Origin of the sequence: Luteibacter anthropi, from assembly GCF_023699965.1 — a bacterium.
Lineage (GTDB): Bacteria > Pseudomonadota > Gammaproteobacteria > Xanthomonadales > Rhodanobacteraceae > Luteibacter > Luteibacter anthropi.
The window spans coordinates 4,213,533-4,233,558 of record NZ_CP077072.1; the positions used below are offsets into that span (position 1 = coordinate 4,213,533).

12 protein-coding genes and 2 pseudogenes are annotated in these 20,026 nt (G+C 58.6%); 2 read left to right on the top strand and 12 right to left on the bottom strand.

The annotated features are described in order from the left end of the window. Nucleotides 1-45: 45 nt before the first annotated feature. A complete protein-coding gene (locus KR767_RS17795) occupies nucleotides 46-1,773 on the bottom strand; it encodes a right-handed parallel beta-helix repeat-containing protein (protein WP_250877264.1) in 1,728 nt (575 codons plus the stop codon). A 180-nt stretch (nucleotides 1,774-1,953) separates the two neighbouring features. Next, a complete protein-coding gene (locus KR767_RS17800; RefSeq protein ID WP_250877265.1) occupies nucleotides 1,954-2,373 on the bottom strand; it encodes a MerR family transcriptional regulator in 420 nt (139 codons plus the stop codon). A gap of 68 nt (nucleotides 2,374-2,441) precedes the next feature. On the opposite strand from KR767_RS17800, the gene KR767_RS17805 reads away from it, so the two are divergent. Then, complete coding sequence (locus KR767_RS17805; RefSeq protein WP_425602688.1) at nucleotides 2,442-3,380, top strand: alpha/beta fold hydrolase; 939 nt, start codon at nucleotides 2,442-2,444, stop codon at nucleotides 3,378-3,380. Nucleotides 3,381-3,446: 66 nt separating this feature from the next. After that, complete coding sequence (locus KR767_RS17810) at nucleotides 3,447-3,977, top strand: isopentenyl transferase family protein (RefSeq protein WP_250877266.1); 531 nt, start codon at nucleotides 3,447-3,449, stop codon at nucleotides 3,975-3,977. Nucleotides 3,978-4,441: 464 nt separating this feature from the next. Here KR767_RS17810 and KR767_RS17820 read toward each other — a convergent pair whose 3' ends face one another. The 10 genes and pseudogenes from KR767_RS17820 to folD all read right to left on the bottom strand — a co-directional run bounded on the left by KR767_RS17820 (nucleotide 4,442) and on the right by folD (nucleotide 20,003). Next, a complete protein-coding gene (locus KR767_RS17820) occupies nucleotides 4,442-6,196 on the bottom strand; it encodes a hypothetical protein (RefSeq protein WP_250877268.1) in 1,755 nt (584 codons plus the stop codon). 111 nt (nucleotides 6,197-6,307) lie between these two features. Next, on the bottom strand, nucleotides 6,308-9,379 hold the full coding sequence (locus KR767_RS17825) for a type I restriction endonuclease subunit R (protein WP_250877269.1): 3,072 nt from the start codon (nucleotides 9,377-9,379) through the stop codon (nucleotides 6,308-6,310). Then, the gene (locus KR767_RS17830; RefSeq protein WP_250877270.1) at nucleotides 9,379-10,653 is read right to left on the bottom strand and encodes a restriction endonuclease subunit S; all 1,275 of its coding nucleotides are present in this window, start codon (nucleotides 10,651-10,653) and stop codon (nucleotides 9,379-9,381) included. Before KR767_RS17830 ends, KR767_RS17825 begins: the two co-directional genes overlap by 1 nt. After that, entirely contained in the window at nucleotides 10,650-12,167 is a 1,518-nt protein-coding gene (locus KR767_RS17835; RefSeq protein ID WP_250877271.1) for a type I restriction-modification system subunit M, read from the bottom strand. The genes KR767_RS17830 and KR767_RS17835 overlap by 4 nt, the downstream gene beginning before the upstream one ends. Nucleotides 12,168-12,225: 58 nt before the next feature. Next, nucleotides 12,226-12,798 (bottom strand): recombinase family protein, encoded by a 573-nt coding sequence (locus KR767_RS17840; RefSeq protein ID WP_250877272.1) that lies wholly within the window; start codon nucleotides 12,796-12,798, stop codon nucleotides 12,226-12,228. A gap of 399 nt (nucleotides 12,799-13,197) precedes the next feature. After that, nucleotides 13,198-14,272 (bottom strand): annotated as a pseudogene (locus KR767_RS17845) (IS3 family transposase). Between the two features lie 49 nt (nucleotides 14,273-14,321). Then, nucleotides 14,322-15,521 (bottom strand): annotated as a pseudogene (locus KR767_RS17850) (tyrosine-type recombinase/integrase); the annotation flags it as partial. A 305-nt stretch (nucleotides 15,522-15,826) separates the two neighbouring features. Further along, complete coding sequence (gene guaA, locus KR767_RS17855) at nucleotides 15,827-17,383, bottom strand: glutamine-hydrolyzing GMP synthase (RefSeq protein ID WP_166946759.1); 1,557 nt, start codon at nucleotides 17,381-17,383, stop codon at nucleotides 15,827-15,829. Between the two features lie 120 nt (nucleotides 17,384-17,503). Beyond that, nucleotides 17,504-18,958 carry an IMP dehydrogenase gene (gene guaB / locus KR767_RS17860; RefSeq protein ID WP_250877273.1) on the bottom strand — a complete coding sequence of 485 codons (1,455 nt, stop codon included), beginning with the start codon at nucleotides 18,956-18,958 and terminating at the stop codon, nucleotides 17,504-17,506. 196 nt (nucleotides 18,959-19,154) lie between these two features. Next, complete coding sequence (folD, locus tag KR767_RS17865) at nucleotides 19,155-20,003, bottom strand: bifunctional methylenetetrahydrofolate dehydrogenase/methenyltetrahydrofolate cyclohydrolase FolD (RefSeq protein ID WP_166946761.1); 849 nt, start codon at nucleotides 20,001-20,003, stop codon at nucleotides 19,155-19,157. Nucleotides 20,004-20,026 lie beyond the last annotated feature (23 nt).

Below are 20,026 nucleotides of genomic sequence, written 5' to 3' on the forward strand. Positions count from 1 at the left end.
CGATGATCGTAAAAGGGGCTGGACGACAGCCCCCTTTTTTCGCGATCAGTGCTGAAGTGCGCCCACATCCAGGCTGCCATCCTGCGACAGGCGTGATGCTCCCGACTGATCCTGCGGACCTTCGAGCACCAGTCCCTTATTGAGACCGTAGGCCACGGCACGCGAATTCGCTGAAATACGCAGCGGGTATTTTCCCGTATTGACTAAGAGCGGATCAGCCATCAAGCCGCGGACAGCCCCACTCTTGTTCTGGAAGTCTTCCAGCGAGCGAGAGTTCACGTTATGCCACTTCCACGTCGCCTTCGACGTGCCACCCGTGGTGAAGTAAACATTGTTCTCGAACCGGGCCGGCGTCGGGCCATTCGGATCGATGCTGTTGAGGAACAGCCCCTGCTTGTTCGCATAGAAGATATTGTTCGCCACCAGGTTGTCCTCGGCGTGGAACTGGATCTGGAATTCTCCCGAGCCTGACATCGACGTATCGTTGTTGACGAAAGTGTTGTTGATCACGGACGAATAGGTGGTGCCCCCCGCCTTGAGCTTATAGCCACCGATCGACATGCCCGTCACGATGTTGTCCCGCAGGACATTGTTCCGGGCAACGATGTTGCTGGTGATCTTCCCATCACGCTCGCTCGCCAGCTCGATCCCGATATCCGACGTGCGGATGCTGTTGCGCTCGATCGTAATGAACGCCCCGCCGTCCACGTAGATGCCGCCGGCAGCCGGCTGGAAGTCGTAGGCCGGGTTCTTCGTGGAGGTGATGTCGTAAACCTCGTTATCGGCGATCCAGCCATTGCGTGCCTGGTCGTCGACCGGCGCGGTCTTTTCACGGCCGATGGCATCGATACCGATATTGTTGTTGCCATGAATGGTGTTATGCGTAACCTGCCAGTTGGTCACATTGCCGTTGACCGACAGCGATTCGCTGTAACCCAGCGTGAGGTCATGCAGTTTGTTGCCGTCGATGATCACGTTGCTGATGGGTTTGGCTGTCGTGCCATAGATCGCCAGGCCAAACGCGTTGCCGTCGGAGGTATCCAGCGTGGTCTTGATGTCGTGGATATCGTTGTCACGAATCTCGATATGGTCGCCGCTGCCTTCCATGTAGATACCAGCGGGAACATTGTCGGCCACGCCCGACTCAAGCCCCTTCAGCTCCAGGTTCTTGATCCGCACGTAACTCACGCTGCCCAGGGTGATGATTCCCTGATTTCCCGATGCCTCAAGCCCACTGCCATCGAGAATCGCCTTCTGTCCGTCGGCGGAGGTGATCGTGATGTATCCCGCCGAGGCTGAGCCTGAGGCTGTCACGGTCACCAGCTCGTTATAGGTGCCTGCGGCGAGCTGGATGGTCGCGCCGGCAGACACATTGTCGACAGCATGCTGGACCGTCTGCCATGGCGTCGCGGCGCTGCCGTCAGCGCCATCGTCGCCATTCGGCGCGACATAGTAGGTTCTCCCTGCCGTCACCGGCGCAGCCACCGATGCCGAGGTGGCATCCGACGACAAGGGATCGTCCTTCGATACCGCGGCGATGGACACCTGGACGCGCCCCGCTTCACCGGCCGGTGCCTGATACAGGCCATCGGCACTGATGGTACCCAGGCTGGGTGCGCCGCCCGGCACACCATTCACCAGCCAGGTGACGTCACGCGTGGTTCCGCCCGTGACATTCGCGACGAACCGCTGCTGGCCATTGGCCGCAAGCGACGCATCCCTGGGGGAAACCGTGACACTGACCCTGGCCATGGCGGCATGACTGAAAGCCATGGCGAGTCCGGCGCACGCAAACAATGAGGTGCGGTTAATAAATTGTTTTTTCACGGTTTTCAGCTCAGCGGGGATGGGTCGCAAGAACTTATTCCTGCCGCTCTCGCCGCGAAAGCCCGCCAATCGTCTAAGTGACGGAAAGCACCTTATGGTGATTGGCGATTGAAATCGTCAAGACAATCAAGATTTCGACTTTCGTAAGCGGCGCGAGGCGGCGACCGGCGCCGGAGGCGAAGCCTCGGCCAGCATCGAACGCAGACGGGTCCGCCTGCGCTCCAGATCCGCCATCTGACGCTCGATAGCCGCAAGCCGGGCATGTTGTAGGGGCGCCGTCTCGGGGCACGCCGCCGCACCTTCGACCATGAGCATGCAGCCAGGGAACGAACGGATTTCAGCAATGCTGAACCCCGCGCCGATCAGTCGTTGGACCTGCCTGACCTGGGTAATGGCGGCAGGCGCGAAAAGGCGATAACCGTTACTGGCCCGCGCCGAGGCGAGCAGCCCGTGCTCGTCGTAATGCCTTATCGAACGAAGACTGGCGCCTGTTTCGTGGGCCAGTTCACCGATGGTCAGCAGAGCTTGGGGGGATGGCGACTTCATGCGGGAGGAAGATAGCGCGTTCGCTTGACTCTCACATCAGTGTGAGGGTTGAGACTGCGCGGATCGTAATGATCCAGGACCGCCTGCCCATGCACGCTCGAATGCTCCGCCGCGCTTTTTGCCTGCTTCTCGTAACCACCACCATGATGTCCGCCCTGCCCGCCGCGCTGGCGGGCACCCGCGAATACACGGCCGTTGCCCCTGATGGCGTCACCCTGGCCGTCCAGGAATCAGGCAACCCCGAGGGCCCTCCGATCGTCTTCGTCCACGGACTGCTCGGCAGTCGCCTGAATTGGGATGCTCAGGTAAGCAGCCCCCTTCTCCAGCACTATCGGCTCATCACATACGACCTTCGCGGCCATGGCATGTCGGGCAAGCCGACCGGGACAGAAGCCTATGCGGACGGGCGCCGCTGGGCAGACGATCTCGCGGCGGTCATCAAGACCACGCACGCTAGCAAGCCGGTGCTGGTGGGCTGGTCGCTGGGTGCTGCCGTTATCACCCATTACCTTGCTGCCTATGGCGATGGCGACATTAAGGGAGTGATCTACGTCGATGGGGTCATCGAACTGACGCCCGACCAGATCGTTGCCCACCCGGAGGTCTATCGGGACATGACCGCTCCGGACCTGAAGACGCATCTGGATGGCGAGCGTACCTTCCTCGCACTATGCTTTGAGAAGCAACCGGATCGCCCAGTCTTTGAGCGCCTGCTCGCCAATGCAGCGCTGGCGTCATGGGATATGCAAAGGGCCGTTCCTTCGATGACGATCCCGCTGGTGAAGGGCCTGGGGCGGACTACCGTGCCGATGTTACTGATCTATGGCTCGGACGACGCACTGGTAAAGGTTGGGCCATCGATGGCGAGGGCCAAGGGTGTGAATGCACGAATTCGAAGCGTGCTGTATGACGGAGCGGGACATGCGCCTTTCCTGGAGCAGCCGGAGCGATTCAACCGCGACGTGGTGAATTTCATCAACGACATCGACGGCCATTCGAAACCTTAGATTCGGCATCGATCTCATCCAAGTCGGACCGAGTAAGCTGCGCCTCTTGAAGGAAGACCATACCCAATGACCTGCCTCGACGACCTGGGCCAGCGCATCTGCGTGATGGGGCCTTCCAACAGCGGCAAGTCCACCTTGGCCAACGCTATCGCGCGTAAGCGAGGCTTACCCGTTGTGCATCTCGACCGCCTGTTCCATGAACCGAATACCGACTGGCAACCGCGAGCAGAAGCCGAATTTATAAGCCTCCATGACGCAGCGATAAAGGGAGAAAGCTGGGTTATGGAAGGAAACTACACGCGATGCATCACACAGCGCCTGGCACGCGCTACGGGACTCATACTGCTGGACGTTTCCACGGCGACCAGTCTTCTTCGGTACTTTCGTCGTACGTGGTTCGAGCGTCATCGGCCCGGTGCACTGGAAGGCAGCGTCGATAGCATCAAATGGCAGATGATCCATCACATTGCCGTCGTTACCCCAGCAAACCGGCGACGATATGCGGAGATGTTCGAGAGCATCGATCTGCCCAAGCTGAAGCTGGTGCAAGCGGACGCAATCAATCGCTTCTGTCAATTGGAACGGCTCGGTATCTGAATCGCCCTGGCCGGATGTAAGCCATTCGCATGCCGCTCATCACGCTACTGGCAACGCAGCACCAGACCATGCGTTAAAAAAGCCCGCATTTACGCGGGCTATGGTGCTCTTCGATACTTTTTACTACCGAGCCACATCGGGCAACGGATCACTCCCACTCGATTGTCAATTAAAACACAAAAAACCTTATAGATCATCGTCTTGAAATCAAATCTACTTACTAAACCATGAAAAATACCACGTTCAAATCAGAGCGGTAGAGCGCGCGCTGCATCAGCGCTAGCCGACCTCGCGCAACCTTCCGAGACCGTAGCCATCTGCCGCAACAGAATGGCTAGCACGGCGAGATTGCCGTTGCGGCGGACTTCAGCAAGCAGCTCTGCTGCATAGGTAGGATCGGCGCGGGAAAGCTCGGCCATCGCTTCAGCTAGATAGAAGTGACATCGCCGAAGCAGGGTAGTGGCTTATAGGGCATCAGCCTGAATTAGTGTGGAAATCATGTGCTTAATGGTTAGGTTAGCCAGTTTTGTTCCCAATCCGGAAAAATTATCCTGATTGGGCCTGACATGCATTGCGTCATTATAAATCACCGCCAACAAATAATAGACCTCAGGAACTGTAGCTCCTGAAGTCTCTGCGAATTGTAATTTGTTGACGGTTTTGTGTACCGACAGAAATTCTTCTCGGGAATCTTCCGCTAACGCATCAAATGTTAATTGCTCTACCTTTCGGCGTACGCCACTGCAAACTGCGAGAGGGTCGAACCCCTTACCTTCGACATATCGCTGCATTTGACTGGCACAATGCTCTGAAAACTGAGACGCCTTGGCCAAATCAGCAGGGAGCCCGAGGGCCTGAAACTCGCTAGATAGGTCTACGTCTTCAGAGTGGAAGTGCAGGAAGTGCTTAGAAACTGCACCCGATATGGTAGGGTCATCTCGCTTAGAGATTATGTTTTCGACCGCTTTGTCCGAGACCGCAATTTTGTTTAGATAACAAACCTTTTGATCACTAAAAGTAAAATTCCTGAAGAACCCAGGATTTAAATGAGTCATAATCAATGGAAAAATTTGGCGACCTTCGGATTTCAGCTCGGCAATCATTTGCGTCAGATAATACTGGCAGGCAACCAGATTGGCGTCATCCAGATAGTCAAATATCTCATCAATGACTAAAATAATTGCCTTTTTCTTCTTGAGCTGGAGCTTGGCTTTTTTCAACTGAGCGACAAAACAGATGATATCTCGCTCTCCGTTGGAAATCTGATTTGCCTTCGGAAAGGCAATCACAAGTCCATCAGCTGTTTCCTCTGGTCGAATATTACGCCAAGTGCCTTTAAGCGCTGAGAAGTCCTCAACGTAGGCTGCTTTTTCGAACGCATAGTTAGCGCGCTCCCCTGCTTTTTTAAAGGCGACCTTATCTTTTGCGTGAATATCACCAATCTGCAAGGCTACGAGAATAGCCTCAATTTGCGAAAAATCGTTTAATCCAGATTCCGCGAATGCTGCCAAAATTCCACTAACAAAGTCAATGTCCAACACCGCTTGCGTTGCTTCATTTTTGACATCGGCAAGGATTTTATCCGTATTGCCAGTCCCGGCGTTGATCTCATCTTGTAAATCTTTTATTGCCTTTTTAACACCGACCTGTTCTTGCTTGGTAAAATCGACCTGATTCCAAATTTTAGCCATTATCCGGTTATCAGCCAGAAGACTTGAAATGTTTGGCAATACCTTTCCGTTTTTCCCGAAGCCCGCTTTTACTGCCGTGAACGAGTAGCTAAATTTCTCTTTCGGAGGAATATTTTTGATAAGCACGACTGGAGTGACTTCAATTGCTGAAGTGACGATGTTGGCGCCCGCAATTTTGAGCTTCTTTGCTTTTGAAACTAATTGGCTATTAATTACATGAACGCCAAATGTCGCTGCCAGTTCATTTTTTGTATGATTCGCTTCTTTTTCAATCTTGGCTCCATCCTGCATTGTAAAAATAATCTTAAGAGATGGATGACGACCTTCATCACCCTTGTGACGTTCTTCCTTATCCAAATCCATCTTTTTCGAACGCAGGCAACCAAAGGCGGCAGTAATAGAGCTCTTTCCGAAACCGTTAGGAGCTACAACGAGTGTCGGTTTGTTTGGAATAAGCTGAACATCAAAAACAGAGTTTTCGACTCCCTTAACATTCGTTATGGCGATTTTATCTATTCTTTTTATCATGTAAAATTCATTCCATTGGTTAGGCTCAGGTCTTATAGCCAGAACATAACGGTTGCGGCGAGGCAGATGGCTAAAAAGGGAGTTTCATCGATCCCGAAAATCCTACAAAAATTAGACCACCGCCAAGGCCTCTGCCTGCCGGAGCACCAGCTTCACTGCCTCTGATGCCAAATCCGGCGGATAGCCGTGCCGGTGCAAAATCCGTTTGATCGCCACGCGCATCTTTGCCCTGACATTTTCCCGCTTCCACCAATCCACACCAGAGTTGTTGCGCACCGTGCTCACCAACTCCGTCGCAATCACCCTCAGCTCCTGATTGCTCATCACCTGCACGGCGCTCTCATTCTGAGCGAGCGCGTCATAGAACGCGCGCTCAGCTGCATTCAGGCCATCCTCGGGCTCGTTGCGTAGATCCTTGGCCAGCGCGATCAGTTCTTGAAGGATCTGAAGGGCATCAACGCTGCGATTGTGGTAGCGAGCGATCGCCTCTTCCAACCGAGACGAGAAAGCCTCCTGTTGGACCACGTTTGTGCGCGTCCGCGCTTTGATCTCGCCATTCAACAACTTCTTCAAAGCTTCCACCGCCAGATTGCGGTGCTGCATGTTCTGAAGTTCAAGCATGAAGGCGTCCGACAGGACGCTGATGTCCGGCCGGTCGAAGCCGCAAGCCTCTAGGATATCGACCACCTCTGTCGATGCCACGGCGTTGTTGACCAGTTGCTGGATAGCGAAATCGGTCCCCCCATCATTAAGACCGCCGCCGACATCCAGCTTGCCGAGGCTTGATCGGACGGCAGCGAAGAACGCCACCTCCTCCGCATGCTCGGTCGCCTGAGGACTGCCCGATGCCAGCTTGTAAGCCTTGATCAGCGCCGCGACAGCATCATGAAAACGCTTCGGTCCCGCGTCGCTGTCGCGATATTGAGCCAGAACATGCTCTATCGCGCCCGGGAGCACTGCCAGACGCTCACTCGGGGCACCATGCAACGCGGCACCATAGTCAAAACCATGGAACTGCGTCCGTGCCACATCCAAGGCGTCCAAGAAGGCAGCGACCGCTTCGGCTTCATCGATGCCGGTCTGGGCCTGATCGGTCTGCGAGTAATGCGCCAGCGCCGCTTTCAGCTCCGCCGCAATGCCGATATAGTCCACCACCAGACCCGCAGGCTTGTCGCGGAACACGCGGTTTACGCGTGCAATGGCCTGCATCAGACCGTGCCCCTTCATCGGCTTATCGACGTAGAGTGTGTGCATGCACGGCGCATCAAAGCCCGTCAGCCACATGTCGCGCACGATGACGAGTTTCAGCGGATCGGCCGGGTTTTTAAACCGATTACGGATCGCCTCCTGTCGGGTCTTGGAGCGGATATGCTGCTGTAACGCCGCCGGGTCTGTTGCCGAACCGGTCATCACCACTTTGACGTTGCCGGTATCGTCTGTGTCGCCGTGCCAGTCCGGTCGCGCGGCAACGATGCGATCATAAACTTCGGCGCAGATGCGGCGGCTCATGCAGACAATCATCGCCTTGCCGTCCATCGCATCCAATCGAGCATCAAAATGGGTGAGTATGTCCTGCACCACAGTATCGAGACGCTTATCCGCCCCGACCAACGCTTCAACCCGTGCCCATTTCTTCGCGGTCGCACTGGCCTGATCTTCGGCCAACATCTCCGTTGCTTCGTTGAAATCGTCGTCTAGTGTCGCCGCGATCTCGTCATCGAGCGTGATCTTCGCAACCCGTGCCTCATAATAGATCGGCACGGTCGCCCCGTCTGAGACTGCCTGCGCGATGTCATAGACGTCGATATAGTCGCCGAACACACCGCGCGTATCTGCGCCGACCAGCTCCACCGGCGTGCCGGTAAAGGCCACATACACTGCGTTCGGCAGCGCCTTGCGCAGTTGATAGGCAAGACCGTGGCGGATCTCGCCGGTTTCCTTGTTCAGCTTGGCCTCGAAGCCATATTGGGTCCGGTGCGCCTCATCCACCAGCACCACCACGTTGGAGCGCGCAGTCAGCTCCGGGAAGGTCTCGCCGGTTTCCGGGCGGAACTTCTGGATGGTGGAAAAGATGATGCCGCCGACATTGCGATCCAGCAGACGACGCAGGTCCTCTGTGCTGTCCGCCTGCACCGGCTCCTCCCCCAGCAGATCCTTGCAGCGGGCAAAGGTCGCGAACAACTGGTTGTCCAAATCGTTACGGTCAGTCAGCACCAGCAGCGTCGGGTTCTCCATCGCCGGGTGATGCATGACTCGGCCGGACAGGAAGGTCATCAGTAGGCTCTTGCCCGAGCCCTGCGTGTGCCAGATCACACCGCCCTTGCCGTCGCCAGCACGCGCACTCAGGATCGTCTCGCAGGCCTTACGCACCGCGTGAAACTGATGATAGCCCGCGATCTTCTTGATCGGCCCCTTGCCCTCATCCTCGAACACCACGAACCAGCGCAGCATATCGAGCAATACCTGCGGCGCGAGCAGACCTTTTGTGAGCGTCGAAAGCTCCAGCTCCGAGCCCTTCGGCACCAATGTCGTGCCGTCCACCGTGCGCCAGCTCATGTAGCGATCGAAACCCGCCGAGAGCGAGCCGTAGCGCGCATGCAGGCCGTCCGAAATCACGGTCAGCAGATTGGTTCGGAACAGATCCGGGATGTCGGCCCGGTAAGTGTCGATCTGGTTCCAGGCCGCTTTAATGTCCGCCCCGGCAACGCCCTTCAGCTCCACTACCACCAGCGGCAGGCCATTGATGAACAACACAACATCGGGGATGCGCGCCGTTTTGCCCACTACATCAAGCTGACGCACTGCGCGCCAGTCATTGGCCGCGTTACTCCAGTCGATCAGTTGCACACGGGCATTGCGCTCCTCTCCATCGCGAAAGAAGGTCACCGGCACACCATGAACCATCAGATCATGGAGGCGACGATTCTCCTGCACGATATCGGAAGTGAACACACTGTCGGTGACGCGCCGGGCAGCGTCCTCCAACGCCGTTTTCGGCACATTCGGGTTCAGCCGGGCCAGACTTTCCAGCAACACCGGAGTGAGTATCGTCTCGCGGAAGCTGGATCGGAGTGGGTCTTTTACTTCGGGAGATACCTCCGCCCCCTCGGCCAGCGTATAGCCTAGCGGCGCAAGGCTCTCCATAAAATGTGTTTCTAGCTGCGCCTCGCTGATCCAGGCCATCAGGCGACATCCTCGATCAGTTCACGTGCGGCACCGACGCGAAGCTCGCCGGACATAAGGCGGGGGAGGAGCGTGTCTCGTAGGGTTTCTAGCGTTTGGTTTTCCTGCTTTAGGCACTCCTGCTGCATTTGGAGCGGAATAATGAGTTCGCAAAATGAGCCCAATATCGGCTTCGAAGCAATAACTGTTTTCATCTCCGCCAAATCTCCATTGGAAATGAAAGGCTGTGCCGCCCCCTTCCTGATCGCGGACAGGTCCAGTTCTTTCAGAAGTAAAAAAAGGATTTCTGACGCAATCTCGGGAAATGGCGAGATCTGCGAAGCGTTGTTGTTTACCCAGCAACGCCCTCGATGAGCAACGAATTTACCGCAATAGGCTCCTACGCGCCCAACAGTGATCACGAAGCCATCGGCGTTGGACTCGTTAGAGCGCCCCATGTATCCGGCACCACCGAAGACAGGATACCGTCCACCGTTAGAAAATTGCTCCTTAGTCAGTTGTTTACCACCCTTGATAGAGCAAAGTGCTCCAAGCCGGACCTCGCCCCACCCCTCAGGCAGCCCATCCTCGCCGAAGCTGTCGGGAAAGAGTGCGGCGGTGGCGGCGTCCATATGGGCAGGCGCGCGGCCCTCGGCACGGGCGCGTACCGGGTCGAAATCCACAAACCAAGAGCGATAGAGCGCCCGCGCCATCTCCTCCAGCGTCGCCGCCGTCTTGCGGTTCAGTTCGATCTTGTCGTCGAGGGCGCCGAGAATGGCCGCAATTTCATTCTGAGTCCGAATGGGTGGCAATGCTATTGGCAGTTTTTTCTGCCCGGTAATTCCCAAGTAGGCCCGGGTAGACCCAGCTCCTGCCCACTGCTCCAAGACATCGAGAAAGTCCCGGGACTGAAAGTAGTAGTAGAGGAAAAAGTTGTTAAGTGCGTTGTCATCAGCGACACGATAATAGGTCACCTGTGGAGTTAGCATGACAAACGGGTAAGCACTTTGCCGGACGACCGCAACGCGTCCAATCGTAGCCTTGTGGGATAGGAGAACGTCTCCGGTTCGCGCGAACCCTTTGCGCAGCGTGTTTGCTAGTTTCTCACTGATAAACGCGCATTCTCTCGTATTTACTCGGCCGTTAGCGAGATCAGAAGCCATTACAAACGGGATACCGTCATCCACATAGTCGGTGGACTTCGGATGGATGGAGCCGTGGTTGCCATCCATTGGCCGCTCAATGATGCCCTTGCTGATGAGCTCCTCGACTGTGAATCTGGGCCAACTACTCATCCCAACGCCCCCAGTTGAGCCTCTATTTCCGCCTCCAGCTTCCGTCCCTCCGCGAATTGTTCTTGCAAGGTGGCCATAAGCCGTTCGAACTTCTCCTCGAAAGGCTCGTCGCCTTCCTCCACCGCTCCAGCGCCAACATAACGGCCGGGGGTCAGGACGAAATTATGAGCTGCGATCTCAGCCAGCGACGCCGACTTACAGAAGCCGGGCACATCCTCGTATGCCCCTTCGCGCGCCTCGCCACGCCACGCGTGATAGGTGGCAGCGATACAGCGAATCTCTTCTTCCGACAGCTCCTTCTGCTTGCGTGAGCCGGGCACCAGCGCGCCCATCTTGCGGGCATCGATAAACAGCACCTCGCCGTGCCGATCACGCAGCTTCTCGTTCATGGCGACGCCGTTGGACTTGTCTTTGGCCAGAATCCACAGGCAGGCGGGAATTTGCGTGCCATAAAACAACTGCCCCGGCAGTGCGACCATGCAGTCCACCGCATCGCCTTGCACGAGCGCCTGCCGGATTTCGCCTTCGCCACCGGACATGGATGACATGGAGCCGTTGGCCATGACTACACCGCCAATCCCGGCGGAAGATAGATGCGCGTGGATATGCTGGATCCAGGCGAAGTTGGCGTTGCCAACCGGCGGTGCGCCAAAGCGCCAACGGGCATCTTCGCGCAGCAGGTTGCCCGACCAGTCCGAAATGTTGAATGGCGGGTTGGCGAGGATGTAGTCGAAACGTTCATCCGGGAATTCGTCGCGTAGCAACGTGCCTTCGGAGTTCCAGCGGATATCGGCAAAGATTGAGCGGATGGCCAGATTCATGCGGGCCAGACCAAAGGTCGTGTGGTTGCGCTCCTGCCCGTAGATGGCAATGTCGTCGGTTCGGCCCTGATGCGCGTCGATGAACTTTTCCGACTGGACGAAGAAGCCGCCCGTGCCGCAGCACGGGTCGTAAACGCGACCACGAGTCGGCTCGATCATCTCGATCAGGGTATCGACCACCGATTTTGGCGTATAGAACTCGCCGCCACGCTTGCCTTCGCTACTGGCGAACTCGCCGATGCAGTATTCGTAGATGCGTCCGATCAGGTCGAAATCAGCGCGAGTGCCATCGAGCTTGAGGTTCGAGAACAGGTCGATCAGGCCCGACAGCATGGCGCGGTCGATGCTCTCGCGCCCAAAGACCTTGGGCAGCGCGCCTTTGAGGCTGGAATTCTCGGCTTCGATCTCACGCATCGCGTCATCGATCATCACGCCGATGCGGGCATCCTTCGACTGCGCTGCGAGTGAAGACCAGCGGGCAAACGGCGGCACAAAAAAGGTGTTTTCGGCTAGGTACTCGTCGCGGTCCTCCGGATCGCCGCCCTCCTTCGCAATCAGATCATGTCGCCGCGCAAAGGCTTCGGAAACATAGCGCAGGAACAATAGACCCAATGCGATATGTTTGTACTCGCCCGCGTCCATGGCGCCGCGCATCTTGTCGGCGGCGGCGAAGAGGTTTTTTTCGATGCTCAATGTGTTCTCCGAGACAGCATTCTTGTGATTCCTTGGGAGCGGCTATGTGCGCTGAACGTCATGGGTGCCGTGGGGCCACGACACCGACATGCTTGTACAGGGTGGTTCGGGACACGCCGTAGCGCCGGGCTACATCAGCAACCTGTATTTCAGGGTCACGCAGCAGCGCCTTGATCTCGCGGACCTGCTTCTCCCCCAGCTTCGGTTTGCGGCCGCCAGAGCGGCCTCTGGCACGCGCTGCGGCCAGACCAGCATGGGTCCGCTCACGGATCAGACTGCGCTCGAATTCCGCGAGGGCCGCAAACACGTGAAAGACCAGCTTGCCCGCCGCGCTGTTCGTTTCAATCTTCTCGGTGAGGCTCTCGAAGCCAATTCCAGAGCGCTCCAGCTCGGCTACGATCTGCACGAGATCCGGTAGGCTGCGCCCTAGGCGGTCCAACTTCCACACCACCAGCGTATCGCCGTCGCGCAGAGCCTTGCGGCACTGCTCCAGCTCTAGGCGCGAGGCGTTCTTTCCGCTCGCCGTTTCTTCATAGATGACATGGCACCCCGCCTGCTGAAGCGCATCGCGCTGCAAGTCCAGATGCTGGTCCTCCGTGGAGACCCGTGCGTAGCCGATTCGCTGTTTCATTGACACAACCGGGACGTTGAAAACTTGACGAGAATGTTAACTCGACAATTGGGGTTCGGATAGTCTCGGATGTCATTTTTTGATGTGTTCGGAAAACCACCGTTTTGTGAACACCCCGCCTCCCTCTGGACGCCCGCTCCGAGCTGCAAGCGCGCCAGGGACGCTCGCGGAAGCAGCAAGAAGTTTGGAATGAATGCCGGTTGACAAATGAGAGGCTGATGCACAGCCACTATTCGTGCCTGATCTGATCGTGCGCTCCAATCGCAAGGGCCAGCTGTCGCATCAAAATAGCCAGCTCTGCTGGGTCGCCTTTGCGTATCACGTCAGCGAGCAGTTCAGCCGCATACGCAGGGTCCGACGTCCCCCCGCCTTCAGTAGCGGTCCGGTTTGAGTCCCGAGTTACTGTAACTGTTTTGCGTAGGCAGCGGGCGTCAGTCCGCCCAGTGCTATCTTCGGTCGCTCCTCGTTGTATTCACGGCGCCAGTTTTCGATTTCTGTGCGGGCGTGTAGAAGACTGGGAAACCAGTGCTCGTTGAGGCATTCATCGCGCAGTCGTCCATTGAATGATTCGATGTAAGCGTTCTGGTTCGGCTTGCCGGGCTCGATAAGCCTCAGCTGCACGCGCGGTCATGAGCCCAGCTGACCATGGCCTTGCCGCAGAACTCCTTTCCGTTATCGCTGCGAATCACCTTCGGTAGGCCGCGCGTGATCGCCAGGCGATCCATGACACGCGTCACGCCGATGCCCGAGATGGCCCGCTCGATTTCGATGGCGACGGCCTCATGCGTCGCATCATCGACGATCGTCAGGCATTTGATGACGCGGCCCTCGGCAGTACGATCGAACACGAAATCCATCGACCAGACCTCGTTCGCAGCCGCCGGGCGCAGCAGCGGCTGCCTTTGGGTCGGCGGGATTTTCTTTCGCCTGCGCTTCCGTACCTGGAGGTTAGCTTCCTGATACAGGCGCTCGACCCGCTTGTAATTGACCGTGTGTCCGGCTTGGCGAAGCTTCAGATAGATCATGCCTACGCCATAGCGTTTATGGCGATTCGCCAGCGCGCAGATCATCTCGCGCAGTTCGACGTTGCGGTCGGGGCGCGGCTCGTAGCGATAGGCGCTTGCGCTCATGTCGGCAATCGCCAGCGAACGGCGCTCGCTTAGTTCCCGGCCGACCAAGTAGCGCACCAGCTCACGCCGATCCGGTGCGCTCACCATTTTTTTCGCAGAGCGTCCTTGATGACCTCGTTTTCCAGAAGCTGCTCGGCGAGCAACTTCTTCAGGCGGCTGTTCTCCGCCTCCAGGTCCTTCAACCGTTTGGCCTCGGGCACGCTCATGCCGCCGAACTTGCTCCGCCACAGGTAATACGAGGCCTCGCTGAAGCCGTGTTTGCGGCATAAGTCTTTGACCGGCATGCCGGCTTCGACCTCACGCAGGAAGCCGATGATCTGTTCTTCGGAAAAGCGCTTCTTCACGTCCAATCTCCTTCTCGTGGGGAATTGGACTCGAAACCGGGGCACTACTCAAATCTGGGGGGACGTCGGTCCAGTCGTCAATCATGTCCGCCCAATCCTGCAACATCGCACGGCGCTGATCGCGGTATTCAGCCTTGTTGTAGACGGCTCTCACACCTTTCTGCTCGTGCGCGAGACACTTCTCGATCCAGTCAGAGTTGTATCCCGCCTCATGCAACAGCGTGCTCGCCGTGCGGCGTAGATCATGGGGACCGAATTTACCTAGAGGCACGCCCTCTTTTTCAGCAAGACGATAGGTCAGCGTCAGTACCTGGTTTATCGTGGCCGCACTCATTGGCAGATCAGAGTCGTAGCGTGACGGCAAAACGTAATCCGAACCTCCTGCCAAGGTTTTCAACGCGATGAAGAAATCCAATGCCTGCTGGGACAGAAACACCAAATGAGGGTTACGACGTTTCATCCGCTCTTTGGGGATCGTCCACAGCGCCTCACTGAAATTGATCTCACCCCACGTCGCGTTGGTCAGCTCGCTTTTGCGCACCATCGTCAGCAGGAGGAGTTTAGCCGCTGCACGAACAGAGGTCGCGGTGCCGATTCTGTCCATGTACTGGTACATCAGCGCAATTTCATCGGGCGTCAACGCACGGTCGCGTGGCTCAAATTTCGCGATGCTGGCAGGCCGTACCAGATCGGCCTGGTTTTCAACCTTCTGGCCACGCTCAATCGCCCAACGGAAGACTTGTAGCACGATCTCCCGGGAGTGGACGGCGGTTGCAGGGGCACCCCGCTCCACTATGGCATCCGTCAACGCTCGCAGATCCTCATGAGTGATTTCGACCAGCTTCTGGTTGCCAAACTTCGGCTTCAACTCACGCTCATAGACTGATCGACGCATGTCTCGCGTCGAGTCCGCCATCTGGTAACCGCGCAGCCATTTTTCAGCCCAAGCGTCAAAAGTCTCAGCACCCTTCGTGCGCGCCTTCGCACGCGCTTTTTCCTTAGCTGGGGACTTGCCAGTGACAATCATCTTCTTCGCCTCCCCTAGCCGCTCACGAGCCTCAGCCAGAGTGATCCCCCCTGAGCCGTAACGACCGAAGGTGATGGTCTCCTGCCGGCCGTTTATGGAGTAGTTGTAGCGAAAGGAGATTGAGCCGGCTGGGGTGACGGCCACGTACAAGCCATCCCGGTCAATCACCTTATAGAGCTTGTCCTGGGGCTTGAGATTTCGAAGCTTGGTATCGGTGAGCATGGCTTCCACTATTCCCATGAAAAAATACCATGCTCTGAAAAGCGCGGAAGAAGGGGGTTTCCCCCAGCAAAACCGGGCCTCCTGGCTATCTGGATACCATGCCCGTCCTGATGAGGTGGGCATGGTACCAAGCATCACGCATGGCATCGGATGCAGTTAGTACCCCACAACATGCCACACAAACACAGTGCTTGGCGATGCGCTAAGCTGCCGGAATTTTCCAGCATCAAAAAGCCAAAAGCCCGCAGTCACGCGGGCTCCAGGGCATTTTATCTAGCAAGTACCGGTAAATTCCGGAAATCCAATCATTCCCACTCAATCGTAGCCGGCGGCTTCCCCGAAATATCATAAACCACCCGGGAAATCCCCCGCAGCTCATTAATAATCCGCGTCGAGCACTTATCAAGAAAGTCATACGGCAGATGCGCCCAATGCGCCGTCATGAAATCAATCGTCTCCACGGCACGCAACGCAATCACCCACTCATAAGCACGCCCGTCGCCAACGACGCCCACCGAACGCACCGGCAGGAACACCGCAAACGCCTGGCTCACGCGGTCATACAGCCCGTGCGCGCGCAGCTCTTCGATAAAGATTGCATCGGCACGCTGCAGGATATCCACGTATTCGGCCTTCACCTCACCGAGCACGCGCACACCCAGGCCCGGACCCGGGAACGGATGACGGTAGACCATCTCGCGCGGCAGGCCCAGCTCGACGCCGATGCGGCGCACTTCATCCTTGAACAGCTCGCGCAGAGGCTCGACCAGCTTGAGCTTCATATGCTCCGGCAGGCCGCCCACGTTGTGGTGGCTCTTGATGACGTGGGCCTTGCCGGTCTTGCTGCCGGCGGACTCGATGACGTCGGGGTAGATCGTGCCCTGGGCGAGCCACTTCACGCCTTCAAGCTTGGCGGATTCTTCGTCGAAGATCTCGACGAACAAGCGGCCGATGATCTTGCGCTTGGCTTCCGGGTCTTCCACGCCGGCCAGTTCGTCGAAGTAGCGCTGCTTCGCGTCCACGCGGATGACGTTGACGCCCATGTTCTGGGCCATGGTGGCCATGACCTGGTCGCCTTCCTGGTAGCGCAACAGGCCCGTGTCGACGAAGACGCAGGTGAGCTGGTCGCCGATGGCGCGCTCAAGCAGGGCTGCCACCACGGAGGAATCCACGCCGCCGCTGAGGCCCAACAGCACGCGGTCACTGCCCACCTGCTCGCGGATGCGGGCTACGGCGTCTTCGATGATGTGGGCGGCGTCCCAGAGGGTGGCCGAGCCGCAGAGGTCGACGACGAAGCGGCGGAGGATTTCCAGGCCGCGCGTGGTGTGGGTGACTTCCGGGTGGAACTGCAGGCCGTAGAAGCGGCGCGCATCGTCGGCCATGGCGGCCAGCGGCAGGCTCGGGGTGGAGGCCGTGGAGCGGAAGCCTTCCGGCAGCGTCACCACGCGGTCGCCGTGGGACATCCACACGCCGAGGGATTCGCCGTCCTTCAGCACTTCGTCGAACAGGCCGCAGCTGGCGAAGCTGACGGTGGCCGGGCCGAACTCGCGGTGGTGACCGGATTCGACCTTGCCGCCAAGCTGTTCGGCCATGGTCTGCATGCCGTAGCAGATGCCCAGCACGGGCACGCCCAGCTCGAACACCACCTGCGGCGCGCGAGGCGAGTTTTCTTCGGTGACCGACTCGGGGCCGCCAGAAAGGATGACACCGCGCGGGGCGAAGCCGCGGATGTCCTCGGGCGCGTGATCCCAGGCCCACACTTCGCAATAGACACCGATCTCGCGCACGCGGCGCGCGATGAGCTGCGTGTACTGCGAGCCGAAGTCGAGGATAAGGATCTTGTCGCTGTGGATGTCGGTCATCGTGGCGGCCTGCATGGGGAATACGGAGGGCTTCGCGCGCTGCGCGTCAGCCGTTCAAAAAGCAGAACGCCCACTTGGCGCGGGCGTCCTGGGTCACCTGGAATCACATGCCCGGAGGCATCAGTCCAGGCGGTAGTTGGGCGCTTCCTTCGTGATCTGGATGTCGTGCGGATGCGCTTCGAGCACACCGGCGCCGGTCACCTTCACGAACTGGGCCTTCTCGTGGATCTCGCCGATGTTGGCGGTGCCCATGTAACCCATGGAGGCGCGCAGGCCACCCATCAGCTGATGGATGATGTTGCGCAGCTGGCCACGGTACGGGACACGGCCTTCGATGCCTTCCGGCACCAGCTTGTCGGCGTCGGCTTCGTCCTGGAAGTAGCGATCCTTGGAGCCGAGCTGCATGGCGCCGATGGAGCCCATGCCGCGGTAGCTCTTGTACGAGCGACCCTGGAACAGCTCGACCTCGCCCGGGGATTCCTCGGTGCCGGCGAACATGGAACCGAGCATCACGGAGGATGCGCCGGCAGCCAGTGCCTTCGGGATATCGCCCGAGTAACGGATGCCACCGTCGGCGATGAGCGGGATCTCGCCCTTGAGCGCCGTGGCGACCAGGTCGATGGAGGTGATCTGCGGCACGCCGATACCGGTGACGATACGGGTGGTGCAGATGGAACCCGGACCCACGCCCACCTTGACGGCATCGACGCCCGCATCCAGCAACGCGCGGGCGGCTTCGCCCGTGACGATGTTGCCGGCGATGACCTGCACGTGCGGGTAGCGCTTCTTCACCCAGGCGGCGCGATCAATCACGCCCTGCGAGTGGCCGTGAGCCGTGTCGACCACGAGTACGTCGACGCCTGCCTCGACCAGCGCTTCGACGCGCTGCTCGGTGTCGCCACCCACGCCCACGGCGGCACCCACCACGAGACGCTCGAGGTGGTCCTTGGCGGCGTAGGGGTTGTCGCTGGCCTTCTGGATGTCCTTGACCGTGATCAGGCCGCGGAGCTGGAAGTTGTCGTTGACGACCAGCACCTTCTCGATGCGGTTACGGTGCAGGAGCTGCAGCACTTCGTCGTGCGAGGCGCCTTCCTTCACCGTGATCAGGCGATCTTCGCGGGTCATGATGTTGCGGACCGGGTCGTCGTGCTTGCGCTCGAAGCGCATGTCGCGACCGGTCACGATGCCGACGAGCTTTTCGCCGTCGACTACCGGAACGCCGGAGATGTTGTGCGCGCGGGTTAGCTGAAGCACTTCGCCGATGGAAGTGTCGGGGCGCACGGTGATGGGGTTTCGGATGACGCCGGCTTCGAACTTCTTCACCAGGTGCACTTCGGCGGCCTGCTGCTCGAACGTCATGTTCTTGTGGATGATACCGATGCCGCCGTTCTGGGCCATGGTGATGGCGAGCCGGGCTTCGGTAACGGTGTCCATGGCAGCGGACACGATGGGGATATTCAGGCGGAGACCGCGGGTGAACCGCGTGGACGTATCCACATCGCGCGGCAGGACCGTGGAGTGGCCGGGAACCAGAAACACGTCGTCGTAAGTGAGTGCCTCGGCAAGGATGCGCATATGCATTAGTCCCGCGAGTAAATCACGCCATTGTAACAGGTGATCTGATCCCAGTGAAGCACGTTATGTAGGAGCGCGCCTTGCGCGCGACCGGGGGAACGACAGGCCTGCCGGTTTATCGACAGGCCTGGTGACTAGGTGGCGTGGCTTTGGGGTGTTGCTTTGCGCTTTGGTCGGTCGCGCGCGAGGCGCGCTCCTACAGGGCTTCGGCGGCTTCCAGGGTGTTTTCCATCAGGGTGGCTACCGTCATGGGGCCTACGCCGCCGGGGACGGGGGTGATCCAGGAGGCGCGTTCCGCTGCGGGTTCGAATTCCACATCGCCCACGAGGCGGCCGTCGTCGAGGCGGTTGATGCCTACGTCGATCACCACGGCACCCGGCTTCACCCACTCGCCCTTGACCAGGCCCGGCTTGCCGGCGGCCACGACGAGGATGTCGGCCTGACCCACGAAGCCCTTAAGATCCTGCGTGAACTTATGACAGCAAGTCACTGTGCAACCTGCAATAAGCAGCTCAAGCGCAAGCGGGCGACCCACATGGTTGGACACGCCCACGATCACCGCGTGGCGGCCACGCACCGGGCTGTCGGTGTGGCCCAGCAGGGTCATCACGCCCTTGGGCGTGCACGGGCGCAGGCCGAAGCGGCGCAGCGCGAGGCGGCCGACGTTCACGGCCTGGAAGCCGTCCACGTCTTTACGGGCGTCGATGCGGTCGACCAGGGCATCCTCGTCGATATGATCGGGCAGCGGCGACTGCACCAGGATGCCGTGCACGGCCGGGTCAGCATTGAGATTGTCGATCAGGGCGAACAGTTCTTCCTGCGTGGTTTCGGCAGGAAGGTCGTAGCCGAACGACTCGAAGCCCACCTGCTGGCAGGCCTTGCGCTTGTTGCGCACGTACACGGCCGAGGCGGGGTCTTCGCCCACCAGCACCACGGCAAGGCCGGGCTTGCGATGGCCGTCGGCCACGCGTTTCGCCACGCGGCGGCCGATGTGGTCGAGGAGTTCCTGGGCGATGCGCTTGCCGTCGAGGATGCGTGCGGTCATGGGAGGGTCGCCCTGCGAAAAGC